Annotated in this window: 14 protein-coding genes and 1 pseudogene; 14 read left to right on the top strand and 1 reads right to left on the bottom strand. The window is 39.4% G+C overall.

The window, feature by feature from the left end; translation table 11 throughout:
- The first annotated feature begins 5 nt into the window (after window positions 1-5).
- The 8 genes and pseudogenes from LG375_RS04550 (at window position 6) to LG375_RS04515 (ending at window position 5,570) form a co-directional block, all read left to right on the top strand.
- Window positions 6-881, top strand: a complete 876-nt coding sequence (locus tag LG375_RS04550) for a DNA polymerase III subunit delta' (protein ID WP_175061091.1) — start codon at window positions 6-8, stop codon at window positions 879-881.
- On the top strand, window positions 878-1,684 hold the full coding sequence (gene ricT, locus LG375_RS04545) for a regulatory iron-sulfur-containing complex subunit RicT (protein ID WP_014633488.1): 807 nt from the start codon (window positions 878-880) through the stop codon (window positions 1,682-1,684). Before LG375_RS04550 ends, ricT begins: the two co-directional genes overlap by 4 nt.
- Complete coding sequence (gene yabA / locus LG375_RS04540; RefSeq protein WP_002887582.1) at window positions 1,671-1,991, top strand: DNA replication initiation control protein YabA; 321 nt, start codon at window positions 1,671-1,673, stop codon at window positions 1,989-1,991. Before ricT ends, yabA begins: the two co-directional genes overlap by 14 nt.
- A gap of 2 nt (window positions 1,992-1,993) precedes the next feature.
- Window positions 1,994-2,860 (top strand): 16S rRNA (cytidine(1402)-2'-O)-methyltransferase, encoded by an 867-nt coding sequence (rsmI, locus tag LG375_RS04535; protein WP_225745387.1) that lies wholly within the window; start codon window positions 1,994-1,996, stop codon window positions 2,858-2,860.
- 122 nt (window positions 2,861-2,982) lie between these two features.
- A pseudogene (locus tag LG375_RS04530) lies at window positions 2,983-3,221 on the top strand (ammonia permease); the annotation flags it as partial.
- A gap of 123 nt (window positions 3,222-3,344) precedes the next feature.
- Window positions 3,345-4,001: a glucosaminidase domain-containing protein gene (locus LG375_RS04525; RefSeq protein ID WP_070475625.1), complete on the top strand. Its 657-nt coding sequence runs from the start codon at window positions 3,345-3,347 to the stop codon at window positions 3,999-4,001.
- A gap of 16 nt (window positions 4,002-4,017) precedes the next feature.
- Window positions 4,018-4,596 (top strand): HD domain-containing protein, encoded by a 579-nt coding sequence (locus LG375_RS04520; protein WP_225745386.1) that lies wholly within the window; start codon window positions 4,018-4,020, stop codon window positions 4,594-4,596.
- Between the two features lie 164 nt (window positions 4,597-4,760).
- The gene (locus tag LG375_RS04515; protein ID WP_225745385.1) at window positions 4,761-5,570 is read left to right on the top strand and encodes a Cof-type HAD-IIB family hydrolase; all 810 of its coding nucleotides are present in this window, start codon (window positions 4,761-4,763) and stop codon (window positions 5,568-5,570) included.
- A gap of 18 nt (window positions 5,571-5,588) precedes the next feature.
- On the opposite strand, the gene LG375_RS04510 is transcribed toward LG375_RS04515, so the two are convergent.
- A complete protein-coding gene (locus tag LG375_RS04510) occupies window positions 5,589-6,095 on the bottom strand; it encodes a YgjV family protein (RefSeq protein WP_225745384.1) in 507 nt (168 codons plus the stop codon).
- Window positions 6,096-6,318: 223 nt separating this feature from the next.
- On the opposite strand from LG375_RS04510, the gene LG375_RS04505 reads away from it, so the two are divergent.
- The 6 genes from LG375_RS04505 (at window position 6,319) to LG375_RS04480 (ending at window position 13,183) form a co-directional block, all read left to right on the top strand.
- Window positions 6,319-7,395, top strand: a complete 1,077-nt coding sequence (locus LG375_RS04505; RefSeq protein WP_225745383.1) for an SH3 domain-containing protein — start codon at window positions 6,319-6,321, stop codon at window positions 7,393-7,395.
- 137 nt (window positions 7,396-7,532) lie between these two features.
- Window positions 7,533-9,164, top strand: a complete 1,632-nt coding sequence (locus tag LG375_RS04500) for a Na/Pi cotransporter family protein (RefSeq protein ID WP_002890237.1) — start codon at window positions 7,533-7,535, stop codon at window positions 9,162-9,164.
- 84 nt (window positions 9,165-9,248) lie between these two features.
- Entirely contained in the window at window positions 9,249-10,397 is a 1,149-nt protein-coding gene (gene nagA / locus LG375_RS04495) for an N-acetylglucosamine-6-phosphate deacetylase (RefSeq protein ID WP_225745382.1), read from the top strand.
- 105 nt (window positions 10,398-10,502) lie between these two features.
- Window positions 10,503-11,747, top strand: a complete 1,245-nt coding sequence (locus tag LG375_RS04490; RefSeq protein WP_225745381.1) for a hypothetical protein — start codon at window positions 10,503-10,505, stop codon at window positions 11,745-11,747.
- Window positions 11,748-12,009: 262 nt separating this feature from the next.
- Window positions 12,010-12,861, top strand: a complete 852-nt coding sequence (locus tag LG375_RS04485; RefSeq protein ID WP_225745380.1) for a ParA family protein — start codon at window positions 12,010-12,012, stop codon at window positions 12,859-12,861.
- Entirely contained in the window at window positions 12,854-13,183 is a 330-nt protein-coding gene (locus LG375_RS04480) for a hypothetical protein (protein WP_060805519.1), read from the top strand. The genes LG375_RS04485 and LG375_RS04480 overlap by 8 nt, the downstream gene beginning before the upstream one ends.
- Window positions 13,184-13,804: the final 621 nt, after the last annotated feature.

The raw sequence follows: 13,804 nt of genomic DNA, 5'->3' as shown, positions 1-13,804 counted from the left end.
GCAAGATGAAGTTAGCTGAAAGTCAAAGCAAACTGTTTGAAGAGTTTTCACAAATTATCAGGGAAAATCGTTTGAGTCATGCTTATTTGTTTTCGGGTGATTTTGGAAGTCTCGACATGGCTATTTGGCTAGCGCAGAGTCGGTTTTGTGTGACTCCTGAGAATGGTCTTCCTTGTGGTCACTGTCGTCCCTGTCGCTTGATTGCACAAGGGGACTTTTCTGATGTTAAATTAGTAGAGCCACAAGGACAGATTATTAAGACGGATACGATTCGTCAGTTGACCAGAGAGTTTAGTCAATCTAGCTTTGAGGGACAGGCTCAGGTTTTTATCATTCGAGATGCTGACAAGATGCATGTCAATGCTGCGAATAGTCTCTTAAAGTTTATTGAAGAACCTCAAAGTCAGATTTATATTTTTCTTTTGACAGCTGATGATAGTCGTATGTTACCGACGATTAAAAGCCGAGCTCAACTCTTTTATTTTCCTAAGAACAGAGTTTATCTGGAAGACTTGCTGCAGAAGGAAGGTTTGTTATTGACACAAGCTAAGGTCTTGGCAGATTTTGCTAAGGATGAAGCACAGGCTTTGGAGCTAGCTAAGGATAATAAGGTTCTTGATTTGGTCAATACAGTGGAGCGTTTTTCACAGTCTCTGCTGGCTAATCAGGACCTGCTTTATCTGGATGTTGCAAAACTGGCTGTCCAGTGTAGTGAAAAGTCAGAACAAGAGATGGTCTGGGCTTTTTTAACTTATCAATTGGGGAAGGATATACAAAATCCACAAGCAAGACGATGGCTAGACTTAGTATATGAGGCACGAAAAATGTGGCTAGCTAATGTCAGTTTTCAAAATGCGATGGAGTATATGGTGTTATCATGACTGAAGTCATTGGAATAAAATTTGAAGAAACTGGTACAATAGAATATGTTGTACCTGATAGAAATTATGCCAAAGATGACTTTGTAGTCGTTTTGGATAAAAAGGATAAGCGTCTGGCTCAGGTCGTTATGGAGAATACAAATTTTCCTGAAGTTAGTTTGCCTACTGATTTGAATCGAGTTGAAGGCCTAGCTGGAGAGAGGGATTTTGCTAGATATGATGAAAATCTTTTGAAGGCTGAAAAGAGTATGGGAGTAGTAGCTGATTTAATTGCTCAAAATCAGCTAGAAATGAAGGTCGTTGATATTGTCTTTCCGCTAAATTGCTCTTATGTGCTAATCAGTTTTGTTGCTGAAAAACGGGTAGATTTTCGTCAATTGCTCAAAGATCTGGCTTCTTACTTTAAGACACGTATTGAGTTGCGCCAAATTTCAAGTCGTGAGGAATCAAAGATTTATGGTGGCTTAGGACCTTGTGGGCGGGCACTTTGTTGTTCTAGTTTTTTGGGTGAATTCCCACCAGTATCAATTAAGATGGCTAAAAACCAAAGTTTATCTTTGAATTCTGGTAAGATGAACGGGGTCTGTGGTCGACTTATGTGTTGTCTCAGTTATGAAGATGACTTTTACCGAGATAGCAAGGCTAGTTATCCTGACTTGGGTGATGACATTGAAACCAAGGATGGCACAGGTCAGGTCGTTGCCATTGATGTAATTGCAGGGACTATTAAGGTTGTATTTGAAAAAGGGCGTGCGCCCCTAACTTATGGAGTGGAGGAAGTTCAGCTAAATGGAAAAGCGTGAATTGTATGATAAATTCGAGGAATTATCACAAAATTTGATGTCGATGTTGGCAGAAGTGGAAGCAATTAAGGCGAACTTCTCAGGGATTCTTGATGAAAATACGGCCCTCAAGTTGGAAAACGACAAGCTACGTGAGCACTTGAGTCAAGTGGTTCAAGAGGAGACAGGGACTAAAATGTCTCATGGCAAGGTAAATCTCGAGGCTATTTATGATGATGGATTCCATATTTGTCCAGATTTTTACGGCCAACGTCGTGATAATAATGAAGCTTGTGGCTTCTGTGCAGAATTGTTGTACGGAGACTAAACATGCAGGTTCAAAAGAGTTTTAAGGGGCAATCTAGCTACGGTACCCTCTATCTGGTTCCCACACCTATTGGGAATTTGCAGGATATGACTTTTCGTAGTGTGCAAATCCTGAAAGAGGTGGATCTTATTTGTGCGGAGGACACGCGCAATACGGGTCTCTTGCTCAAGCATTTTGAGATTGAAACGAAGCAGTATTCTTTTCATGAGCACAATGCTTATGAGAAAATTCCAGATTTACTGGAGCGCTTGAAGTCAGGTCTTTCTTTGGCTCAGGTTTCTGATGCGGGGATGCCTTCTATTTCGGATCCTGGGCATGATTTGGTCAAAGCTGCCATTGCAGAGGATATTCCAGTGGTGGCCTTACCGGGAGCATCGGCTGGTATTACAGCCTTGATTGCCAGTGGTTTAGCACCCCAACCTCATATTTTTTATGGCTTCCTACCCCGTAAAAAAGGACAGCAGATTGATTTCTTCAAGGAAAAACTGTCTTATCCTGAGACACAGATTTTTTACGAGTCACCTTACCGTGTGGCGGATACTCTTGAAAATATGCATGAGGTCTATGGCAACCGTCAAGTAACTTTAGTTCGAGAATTGACCAAGCTTTATGAAGAGTACCAACGAGGATCTATTTCAGATGTTTTAGATTATATTGCTAGTAATCCTCTCAAGGGTGAATGTTTACTGATTGTGGCTGGAGCTTCTGAAAATGATAAGGAAGAAAATCTAACATCAAATGTTACCCCGGTAGAGGCTGTAGAAGCTTTAATTGCCTCTGGAATGAAACCTAATCAGGCTATAAAAACCGTTGCTAAAGAGCGAAAAATGAATAGACAAGAGCTTTATAACCTTTTTCATGGGGTTTAAGAGGCTCTTTTTTTGTGGCAACACAAGATGTTAGAAAAGAAAGAATTATCGAAAAATTCCGTAAATAAGCTTGTATGCCTCATAATTTTGTGTTATATTATCTGACATAAAATATTTTGCACATATGGTTTGGTTGGTTTGGCTTTTATGCAGGATCAGCCTTGGCTGCTAATGGTTGGCAGTTCACACGCTAGTAACCGCTCATGTGTCAGCTGCTGCAGCCATGTTTTCATGGTTGGCAATTGAAAAACATGTCACAGGACATCCATCCTTGGTTGGTGGTTCAACCGGTTTAGTAGCAGGTCTAGTTGCAATCACACCTGGAGCAGGTTTTGTTTCAATTTGGAGTGTTATCCGTATTCGTACTGGTGAACGCGGTGGAGACGCCATATAATATAATGGAGGCTTAAACCGGTTAGTTTGGGTCTTTTTTAGTGAATTTTGATATACTTAGAGAAGTTAGTATGATTGAGGGGGTGACCAATTGGCAAAAGGAAAAAAGAAAAGCAAGTCGAAAGCTAGACCTAAGAAAACTAAAAAGAAAAAGAAGTCTTTCTTGCTCTTTCCTAAATTTTTCCAGAAGTGGAGTCTGATTTTTATTGGGCTATTTGCCTTATTGGGACTCCTTGCTAGTTTGAATTTTCCAAGGTTGACCATGGAAAAGAACATGACATCTACGGATGAGACGACGGTTGCTTTTATTGCCGAGATTGGCGAGACGTCCCGCTATTTGGCGGCTAGAAACGATCTTTATGCATCTGTCATGATTGCTCAGGCCATCTTGGAATCTGACTCTGGACAATCTACTTTGAGTCAGAAGCCGTCCTATAACTTCTTTGGAATTAAGGGGGACTACAATGGTCAAAGTGTGACCCTACCAACCTGGGAGGATGATGGTAAGGGCAATCCTTACTACATTGATGCAGCTTTTCGTTCTTATGGCTCTGTGGAAAATTCTTTACAGGACTACGTAGACTTCCTTGAGGGCAGCTACTATGTAGGGGTACACCGTTCCAAGACTAAGAATTATAAGGATGCCACAGCTGCCCTAACAGGGGTCTACGCTACGGATACAACCTATGGAGAAAAATTAAACAGCATCATTGAACAATACCAGTTAACCATTTATGACACTTATTAGGAAGGTGAGAGCGACAATGAGTGATTTAGATAAAACAGTTGATTTTATTAAAGAAATAGAGAAATTGAAGTCCGTAACAAGATTTAATAGAACCCTTGATGGAAGATTTGAAAATAGTGCCGAGCATTCTTGGCAGGGTGCGATAGCTGCGATAGTTTTCCAAGATTATTATCCTGAGAAACTGAATATGGAAAAGGTCATTTCTATGTTGCTGATTCATGATCTAGGTGAGATCTATGCTGGAGATACTTGGGTTTTTGACGATAAAAAAAGGGTTCACTCTCATGATAGAGAGCTAGAATCTATTAAAAAAACAATGAGCATCCTTCCAGAAGAAAAATATTTGAATATGAAAAAATCTTGGCTAAAATTTGAAAAAGGGCAGAGTGCTGAGGCAAGATATGCAAGAGTCATTGACGCATTGGTACCACTAATAAATCACTTGGAAGTGTCAGAATGTAATTATAATCCAGATAATATTAGTTCAGACATGGTATTAGAAAAGAAAAAATTTATAAAAAGTGAGTCTGAAGAGTTATGGAAGCTGACGGAAGAGTTGGTTAAGAAAAGTGTAGAAAAGGGCTTGTATTTGTAATATCAATAGGCCCCCTACGGAATGGTTTATAGACAACATGATGTGTCGATTCGGCACGTCTTTTTTGATTTTTATGTGTTATAATGGAGGTAGTTACATTAGGAATTGAGATGCACACCTCGATGGATTTTTGCACTCCCTTGAAAGAGAGAAGGTTAGATAGTATGATTAAATTGATAGCAATAGATATGGACGGGACGCTCTTAAATAGCCAAAAAGAGATTCCTGAAGAGAATATCAAGGCTATTCAAGAAGCGGCTGCGGCAGGTATCAAAATTGTCCTTTGTACAGGACGCCCACGTTCAGGCATTCTTCCACATTTTGAGAAATTAGGACTGAGTGAAGAAGAGTACATTATCATGAACAATGGTTGCTCTACTTATGAAACTAAAAATTGGACCTTGCTTCAATCTGAAAGTTTATCTCGCCCTGAAATGGAAGAACTCTTGCAGGCTTGCGAAGATTTTCCAGAGGTGGCTCTAACCTTGACTGGAGAAAAGACTTACTATGTTGTGGGCGATGAGGTGCCTGAGTTAGTAGCTTATGATGCTGGCACTGTCTTCACAGAAGCGAAAGCTAGGAGTTTGGAAGAAATCTTTGCGGAAGGTCAAGTGATTTTCCAAGCCATGTATATGGCTGATTCTGAACCTTTGGACGCCTTCCAAAACGCCGTGCAAGATGGACTTAGTCAGAGCTATAGCACAGTTCGTAGTCAAGACTATATCTTTGAAATTATGCCACAAGGGGCAACTAAGGCCAGTGGACTTAAGCATTTGGCGGAAAAACTTGAAATTGCACCAAATCAAATCATGGCTCTGGGCGATGCTGCTAATGACCTTGAAATGCTTCAATTCGTCGGTCAAAGCGTTGCCATGGGTAATGCGAGTGACGACATTAAGGCTTTGTGTAAGTATGTGACCTTGACAAATGACGAGGCAGGCGTAGCTCACGCTATTCGTACTTGGGCTTTATAAGAAAAAGACCTTTAGCTTCTATCTGCTAAAGGTTTTTCGATTTTGGATAATGGCAATGAGAGTGGTTAGTGTGATCGTGACGTCAGTGATAGCAGCGGGGTAGGCCTTAATGGTCAAATCGTAAATTAGCCAGAGTAACATATTCTCAATGATGACCCAGCGAAGCCACTGAAGGTTTCGTGTGATGGCAATGGCTAAACTATAAGAGACTGAAGAGATGATTGGCAGATAGCCAATAAGTCCAAGTTGATTGAGATAGGTTCCTACAATGATTTGAATAATGATAAGGATGGTCAAGATAGCCTTGGTCATCTTCTTTTTGACCATCAAGCTATTACGAATGATGGAAATACTAATGGTTAAAGCACCGGTATAGCCCCCCAATAAGAGGTTGGCTATAGCAGTAAAAATGTAGTCGGTAATTTGCCAGACCAGCATTTTATGTTTTGATTTTGCAAAAGAAGATATGGCGACACATAGGGCACCGATGGCTGAGAATACTTGTGCTAGAAGATAGATTGTCATGATATAACTTTCAATTTTTGTCTCCATTATATCACAAGGATTCAAGAGATTTTCATCTCTTTTTTAGAATTTACAGCCCTAATATGTTAGCGTTTACATTAGAAAGTGATATAATAAAAGTGTAGAAAAGATTGTTCCTTAAAAGTAGAGAGAACCCGATGTTGCCTTGTGACATAGGTCCTATCTTTACTTTTTACGATAGACTAGAAATGAGGAAATAATTATGAAAAACAAATTTTCCCAAGCAATCGTGCTTTCCATGGTTACCCTTTCCTCAGTGGCTTTGCTGACGGCCTGTTCCAGCTATAAGGAATCGAGTTCAGCAGATAAGACGCCTAAGAGCAGCCAGGTGACCTCATCAAGTAAGGCTAAAACATCCAGTAAAGATAGCGGTAAGACTGGCAAGTCTAGTGCTAAGGTCAAGGAATTTTCGGGTTCAAAGACGGACTCTTCAAGCACGCAAAGTAGTCAAAAGGCTTCTGCCCCAAGTTCGAGTAGTAGTCAGGCTCAGTCATCATCTTCAAAGAGTTCATCAGTTCCCTCAAGCAGTCAGTCACAGGCTCCTAAATCTTCAAGCGAGAATCAATCTTCAGCGAGTCAATCCCAAGCGCCAAAGAGCTCAAGTGATAGTCAAGCTTCAAGTAGCCAATCAAGCAGTCAAGCTCAAGCTAAAACGGATACGCAAGTGACCACTGTAGATATGGATGTGAGTGCGGTAGCGCGTGGTCAGTTTGATAGTATTGCCGGAACTTGGAAGTCTAGTGATGGCAGTCGTTTGGTCTTTGACAACACTAGCCTAGTAGGAGATATAACTGCACAAGGCCAAGCGACAGTTCATAATTATGTACACCCGAAAGATGATTATCAAGAGGGCTCAGGTAAGTATGATGCTACCCTCTCAAGAGATAGGGGGGACACCTCTGGTATCGTTGGAGATATTAGCTTTGTCTCTAAAAAAGCAGCTATTTCTGGTCCAAGCTACGAACAAGATACCATTCAAGTAACCAGTACTGGAGGAACAAAGGTCTACTTAAAAGAATCAGATAATATGACGCTACCTAAAGACGTGACAGTTACTGACAATCAACTTCCAATTGATGGTGGCATAGCAGAATCTGGCAGCTACAAGCTTACCAAACGTACGGCTGTCAAAAATACTCCTAGTGATAAGGCTCCAGTTGAATTTTACTTAGAAGCAGGCGATAAGATTAACTTCGATTTGAAGGTTACGCAAGACGGTCATAGTTGGATTTCTTACATTAGCTATAGTGGTGTTCGCCGTTATATTCAAGTGGATTAATTGAGACATCTAGAAAGGTCAGAATTTCTTCTGATCTTTCTATTATTTTGTGGAAAAAGCCTTGTCTATTCCCTAATAAATCGATACAATAGAAAGGTCGGTTTAACCGAAAAATTTTAAATAATGAGGACAAAAATGTGTCAGTAAATTGGCAAGATATTGCGTTTTCTTTCCTCGGTGGTTTGGGGCTTTTCCTCTTTAGTATCAAGTACATGGGAGATGGTCTTCAACAAGCAGCCGGAGATAAGTTGCGTTTTTACATCGATAAGTATACCAGCAACCCGTTTTTAGGGGTTTTGATTGGTATTGTCATGACGGCCTTGATTCAGTCGAGTTCAGGGGTTACCGTTATTGTCGTCGGTCTGGTTTCGGCAGGACTTTTGAGTCTTCGTCAGGCTATTGGTATTGTCATGGGGGCAAATATCGGTACAACGGTAACTTCCTTCATGATTGGTTTCAAGCTTGGTGACTATGCCCTTCCAGTGATTTTCCTGGGGGCTGCGCTTCTCTTCTTTACAAGCAATAAGAAGCTCAATAACCTAGGTCGTATCTTGTTTGGTGTAGGGGGAATTTTCTTTGCCCTTAACCTTATGGGAGATGCGGTAGAACCTTTGAAGTCAGTTACAGCCTTTAAGGACTACTTGGCAACCTTGGGTGATCGCCCAGTCATGGGGGTTATCATCGGTGCTGGCTTGACCATGTTGATTCAATCGTCAGCAGCGACCATCGGTATTCTTCAGAGTCTCTATTCAGGTGGTTTGCTTGACCTGCAAGGTGCCCTTCCAATCCTCTTTGGGGATAATATCGGAACAACTATTACAGCGGTTCTAGCTGCTCTTGGTTCGAACATTGCAGCTAAACGTGTGGCAGGGGCTCACGTACTGTTCAACGTCATCGGGACGGTCTTGTGTTTGATTCTCTTGGTACCATTCACAGCCTTGATTCAATGGTTTAAGTCTGTGCTTGGTTTGACACCTGAGATGACTATCGCCTTTGCTCACGGTACTTTTAACATCGCAAATACTATTGTTCAATTCCCATTCATCGGACTCTTGGCTTACCTTGTGACTAAGATTATTCCTGGTGAAGATGAGATTAACAAGTACGAAGCACTCTACTTGGACCGTTTGCTTATCACACAAGCACCAGCTATCGCCCTTGGTAATGCTAAGAAAGAATTGGTGCACTTGGCATCGTACGCCATCCAGTCTTTGGAAGCTTCCTATGCTTTCTTTGCTAAGGGAGATGAAAAATACTTCGATAAGGTTGAGAAGTATGAAACAGCAGTTAATAGTATTGACGAAGAGTTAACAACTTATTTGATTGACATCTCTAACGAATCTCTAAGCGTTTCTGAAAATGAAGTGTTGGCAAGTGTGCTTGACTCTGTTCGTGACTTGGAGCGTATTGGTGACCTTGCAGTTGCAAGTGCAAACCTTTCACAACACATTCATAATAAGGGAATTGAATTTTCTGATACTGCCAAGGCTGAGCTTGCGGATGTTTACAACCGTACTCACCGTATCGCCCTTGATAGTATTCGTGTTGTTGTAGATGACGATAAGGTACTTGCAGGTCAAGTCATCCTTCGCCATGAAGAGTTGGAAAAACTTGAAAAACAATTGCGTAAAATACATACCAAACGTCTTAACAATGGTGAGTGTACTGCGCAAGCAGGTATTAACTATGTTGATTACCTCTCACATTACACACGTATCGCAGACCATGCGATTAACCTTGTTGAAAAGGTTACAGAAGGTGTGATTTAATAGAGAAAGTCGAGAAAAATTCTCGGCTTTTTTGTTATAATGAAAGCGTATTAAAAACATAGAAAAATGATGAGAGGTGGTCCTATGACCTATTATATTTCAGCCAAGCGTTTTTATTTTGAACATAAAATCAAGGGAGGTGGCTACCTAGCGGTTGAGGATAGCCGTTTTGGTGACTGGACGGAAAATGTACCAGAAGGTGCGGAGGTGCTAGATTACAGTGATTATCAGATTGCTCCGGGCCTTGTGGATACTCACATTCATGGATTTGCGGGTTATGATGTCATGGATAATTCTGAGGAAAGTCTTCTAGGCATGAGTCAAGCCTTGCTTTCAGCAGGTGTGACCTCTTTCTTACCGACAGCCCTAACAGCCCCATTTGAAGAGTTGAAGGCTATTTGCCAAACCACAGCTAATACGGTTGGTAAGGAAACTGGTGCCAAAATTCAAGGGCTCTTCTTTGAAGGACCTTATTTCACTGAAACCTATAAGGGGGCTCAAAATCCTAAATACATGGGCAATCCAAGTGTGGAACAATTGCAGGCATGGCAAGAGGCGGCTCAAGGGAAATTGATTAAATTGGCTCTTGCTCCTGAACGTGAGGGAGTAGCTAAATTTATCCAAGAAGCAACCAAGCAAGGCGTAACTATTGCTCTAGGTCATTCTAATGCTACTTATGAAGAAGCCATGGCAGCAGTGGAAGCCGGGGCGTCCGTTTGGGTCCACGTCTATAACGGAATGCGTGGCTTTACACACCGTGAGCCTGGTATGGTTGGTGCAGCCTTCGATAGTCCAGAAACGATTGGTGAGCTGATTGCAGATGGGCATCATGTGGTCCCTGCAGCTTGTAAGGTTCTTATCAAGCAAAAGACACCTCAAGGAGTTGCCCTTATTACGGACTGTATGTCAGCGGGAGGACGTCCTGATGGCGACTATATGCTGGGTGAACTTCCTGTCATCGTCGAAAATGGTACCGCCCGTCTCAAAGAAGGTGGTAACCTAGCTGGATCTATCCTACAACTTAAAGACGGTGTTAAACATGTGGTTGATTGGGGACTTGTGACGGTTGCTCAAGCTCTGCAGATGGCAACTAGTGTTCCAGCTAAATCGGTTGGGCTTGAAAATATTTGCGGAAGCCTAAAAGCAGGTCTACCAGCTGATTTTATCGTCTTAGATGACTCCTTGGACTTACAAGCAACCTATATTGATGGACGAAAAGGTTGGGAAAAATAAGAGTATGAGTAGCACTTTCTTATGAAGGTGCTGTTTTTTATGGATTTTTACAAAGGTGTCAGAGTAGTGTAAAATAGAAATACTTTGTATTTTACAGGAGGTAATATGTCAAAACGTATTTGGAGCATTGCCCTGGCCTATGTCGGTGTAATGATTGGTGCGGGGGTATCTTCAGGACAGGACCTCTTACAGTATTTTGTTAGTTTTGGAGCTTGGGGACTGATAGGTGTCATAGTTCTAGGAATCTTGCATGTTGGCTTTGGGCGACTCATGATTGCTCTGGGAAGTTATTACCGCTCAGATGATCATTCGGTAGTCCTGGCAGAAATCAGTCATCCTGTGATTTACCGTATTTTGGATATCGCTTTGATTATCACTTGTTTCCTGTTTGGCTTTGTGATGACAGCGGGGGCAGGGGCTAACCTAAACCAACAGTTCGGCTTTCCGATTTGGGTAGGTGCCTTCCTGTGTACAGTTCTGACTATCTTTGTGAGTTTCCTAGATTTCAAAAAAATCATTGGTGTTATTGGAGTTTTTACCCCTATGATTTTGGTTATGATTGTCATGATATTCGTGACCAATGTTTTAGGGCGTCACTGGGATTTTGCTGAGATGGATAAGGTGTCGCAAACCATCCAATCTCCCTTCCCAAGTATTTGGCTGTCTGTGGTTAATTATTTTGCCGTTTGTGTCATGTCAGCCATAGCCATGGCCTTTGTCATGGGTGGCTCTATTCTCAAAATCAATGAAGCCGAAAAGAGTGGAGCCTGGGGAGGATTTATGGTTGGTGTGATTTTCTTAGTCACAACCTTAATCCTCTTTGCTAACAGTGATAAAATTGCTAGCTCGGATGTTCCTATGTTGGCTATTGCTAAGGAAGTGAATCCTATCTTTGCGACACTTTACGCCTTGGTGATCTTTGGTTTGATTTTTAATACCGTCTTTAGTCTCTACTATGCCCTTGGTAAACGCTTTTCAGCAGGTAGTGAGAAACGCTTCAAGTTCTTCGTGACTGTATTTGCCCTTGCTGGTTTTGCTATTTCCTTCATGGGCTTCCGTCAACTGGTAGCGGTTATGTATCCTATTATCGGTTATTTGGGAATGCTGATGTTGGTAGTGCTAGTTGTTGCTAGCTACCGCAAAAAAGCCAAAATTCGTAAGGAAAAGGAAATTCGAAATCATCTCTTATCTATTGTTGAGAAAGCTTATGATCCCAATCAAGACTTAACCCATCAGGACAAGAAAAAGGCCGAAGAACTTCGAGAAGCCTCAATTATTGATAATGACATTCTCCATAAAGATTCCCATGCACATGTTCGTCAGGAAATGGGAATCAGTAAGAAGGATTAGAATTTTATTTTACAAGTTTCTCTATTTCTGCTATAATACTGACGAGAAAGAAGAGCTTATGGCGTTTTTCTAGCGAGCTTGGGACAGTGAGAGCCAAGTAGAGCAAAGTAGGCAAGTGGCGCTTTCTCTCAGCAAAGAGCTGAGTACAACAGATAAAATGAAGTAATAAATTAGGGTGGAACCGCGTTTCTGACGCCCCTAGGTCAAACGACTTAGGAGCAGAGACACGGTTCTTTTTGTATAATATATGAGGTGATATTCAATGGGAAAAATTATTTCTTTTATTAATATGAAGGGTGGAGTTGGGAAAACTACATTAAGTATTGGAATTGCAGATTTATTGGCCCTTAAAGGCAAAAAAGTATTATTTGTGGATGCAGATCCTCAGTTTAATGCAACTCAGGCTTTTCTTGATGAATATAAATCTAATAGCGATTTAGACTATTATAAAAATGAGGTCTTAGATAAAGATAAAACAATTTATAGATTGTTTATGCCACAAATTGATATGAGAAAAACTTATACTTCCCCTGATATTTCAGAATTAAAGGTTGAACTTACACAAAATCTTGATCTTATTTGTGGGGATTTGAATTTGGTTCTTGTTAACAGATCTAGTGATCATTCATTCGTTAATAGGATTAAAAATTTTGTTGAAGATAATTCTCTTAAAGATAGTTACGATTATGTAATTATAGATTGTCCACCTACTTTAACAATCTATACTGATAGTGCATTAATGGCATCAGATTATTACCTTATTCCAAACAGAATTGATAGATATTCAATTGTAGGGATTTCATCTCTTCAACAAGCGGTACGAAATTTAATTCAAGAAGAACGTAAAAAAATTATCTGTCTTGGTTTAGTATATACGATGGTTGATAATAGGTTGGCTAAACAAAATTCACTAAGAGAAGATTTTGAGAGCAAACGTGAAGTAGGTGAGATTAATATCTTTGATTCATGTATGAATATTGCGAACAATATTCAGAATGGGAAGTCAGGAACTTTACCAACAAAATATACATCTTCAAAAGAAGATATTGAATCAATTTGTGTGGAATTTGAACAAAAAATAAGTCAATTGGAGAGCGAGAGCAAAGATGAATAGACAATTAATTTTATACCGTAATGAGTTAAAGAATAGTAAAATCCAAACTTATAAATTGATTGGAATTGTTTCTGAATTAGTTCTATCTAAAGAAATTTTTAAAAATAATATTGATATAGAAGATTTTATTGTTAATGTTTTTAATTTGAGATTTAAAGACTATTTGTATAAATCTAGAACACTCCTAGTTGCAAGGCTAACCAGAGAAATATTAAATAATGATAGTCACGCTAAACAAACTAAAGTATTATATAAATTTATTGTTTCAAAAATTGATGAAGATAATATTAATACTAATAATCAATTAGATGGATGGATATAATGACTTTAAATATTATTTCAAGGAAAGAAATTGACTTACTAAAGAATAAAGTTAATACCTTCGTTAATTCGTTAGATGATATAGAAAATGAAGATATTACTTTTATTGTAAAAAAAATCATTTTCTTTAAGATTCTTACAAATGCTACCTCAGGAAGCTTAAATTCATTTTTTTCAAGACTTATATCAGATTTGTATTGTATATTAGATTGTCTTAAAAAAGGACAAAATAGGTATTATTTCTTTAATTATAGGTCTTTTATAGAAAATTATTTAAGATTACTTATGAATGTTACAGTAGAAGAAAATCATATTACTAATGATGTATTTTTAAAATTTAAAAAAATATACATCAGAGTTCTGTACAGATTTAATATTAACAGAAGCTGAATATTCATTAATAAAAAGTGAGTATAGAATATCTTGTTCATATGTTCATGGTGGTGATATTTTAAATGATGACTTAATCTTTGTTTTTGATGATTTTAGGAACAATATAATAAGTGATAAAAAGGAAAAAATAGAAAAAATCACTCAAATTTTAAAAATTTTTAATCGTTTGCTACTTTTTGAAAATTATAATTTTATTAATGGCATATTTCATCGTAGGAAAACATCACTT

This window comes from Streptococcus sp. Marseille-Q3604 (assembly GCF_916619785.1).
Lineage (GTDB): Bacteria > Bacillota > Bacilli > Lactobacillales > Streptococcaceae > Streptococcus.
Note: the sequence above shows the minus strand (reverse complement) of the source record. Positions and strands in the feature narration are given on the sequence as shown.